This is a genomic window from Spongiactinospora sp. 9N601 (assembly GCF_044326295.1).
Lineage (GTDB): Bacteria > Actinomycetota > Actinomycetes > Streptosporangiales > Streptosporangiaceae > Spongiactinospora > Spongiactinospora gelatinilytica.
Genome location: NZ_JBIRBB010000059.1, coordinates 1 through 1486, shown reverse-complemented (window position 1 = coordinate 1486; position 1486 = coordinate 1). Strand labels below are relative to the sequence as shown.

1 protein-coding gene is annotated in these 1486 nt (G+C 70.1%); it reads right to left on the bottom strand.

Annotated elements, in window-relative coordinates:
- Window positions 1-14: 14 nt before the first annotated feature.
- Entirely contained in the window at window positions 15-1391 is a 1377-nt protein-coding gene (locus ACH34R_RS44105; RefSeq protein ID WP_397567620.1) for an IS1380 family transposase, read from the bottom strand.
- Window positions 1392-1486 lie beyond the last annotated feature (95 nt).

The following is a 1486-nucleotide window of genomic DNA, read 5'->3' as shown; positions in this document are numbered from 1 at the left end:
CGGTTGGGTGGTGGTCAGATCGGCGTCGGCAGGGCGTGCAGGCGTGCCAGGGCGGTGATGATCGGGCGGGCCCAGGGCCATTGCGCGGGGATGCGCAGGTGCAGGCGGCGGCCCCCGCGTACCAGACGGCCGGCGACAGCGAGGAGGCGGAGCCGCAGGCGTTTGGGCTCGTAGCGGCCGGCGGTGGTGCCGTGCAGGGCGAGCAGTTGCATCCAAGCGGTGAGTTCGCAGGCCAGGGCGACGATCTCGAGCCAGATCCGATTTTGGGAGAAGTCGTGCAGGGGCAGGTTGCGCAGGCCGGTGTCTTTGGCGGCACGGATGCGATCTTCGGCGCGGGCGCGGCGGCGGTGGCGAAGCTCCAGGTCGGCGAGTTGCCCGCCTCGGGTGCCGGTGACGAAGCAGGTGAAACGGTGCCCGTCGAGGTCGGTGACGCGCAGCTGGGCGCCGGGGTGCGGGCGTTCTTTGCGGACGATGACGCGCATCCCCTTGGGCCATCCGGTCAGCTCCAGCAGGCCGGTGAGCTCGGCGACCCAGGCACCGGGCCGCGGTCGGCGGTCGGCGTTGTAGGCGGGGGTCCAGGCGGTGGCCGGGAGCTTGCCGATGGCTGCGGCGATGGTGTCGGTGATGGTGAAGCCGATGGAGTACTTCAGCCAGCGTCCGGGGCGGGTGAGCCAGGCGAGGAACTCGTGGGTGCCGCCGCCGGAGTCGGTGCGGATGAGGACGTTGCGCCGCAGGTGCTTGGGAAGCTGGGCCAGGGCGAGGCGGGTGGTCTCGATGTGGTCGGCGGCGGTGTTGGATCCGGCGTTGCCGGGTCGCAGCATCAGGGCCAGGGGCTCGCCTGCGCTGTCGTCCTGGTGGTCGGCGAAGGCGGTCATCGGGTGGAAGCCGTAGCTCTTCTTCCAGGTCGGTGCCGCGTGCTGCTTGTCGGAGTGAGAGACGACGATGGTGGCATCCAGGTCGACGATCACGGGCCGGCCGTCTGTTCCGGGGGCGCGGTCGCCGGCCAGGTGCCAGGCGCGTCGCCGTGCGGTGGCGCGGGCGGCGCGGATGGCCTTCAGTGCGCGGGCCTCATCGGCGGCGAGCCGGTCGATCAGGCGCGAGACGGTCGGGTCGGAGGCGACGGTTCCGAACAGCTCGGGCTGGGAGCGCAGCAGGGCGATGTCGGCCAGGCAGTCTCCACCGAGCGCCAGGGTAAGGGCCAGATCGGTGATGATCTTCGCGGGGTCGTGTACCGCTCGGCCGGGCCGCCACCGCTCCAGCTGTTGCGACAGGGTCTTGTCCAGCCCGGTGATGCGCAGCGTCTGGGACAGCAGCAGGCCACCGGCGTGTGAGACCAGCCCGCGGCCGTCGGCGGATACGGTGATCTTGCGGGGTGAGGCGGTAGAGTTCACTCGGAAAGTGCCTTCTGATCTGGGTTGGACGGGGCCTTAGACAAGTCCGATCCTTCCAGGTCAAGGGCACTTTTCATATGTAAACGATCAAGTCG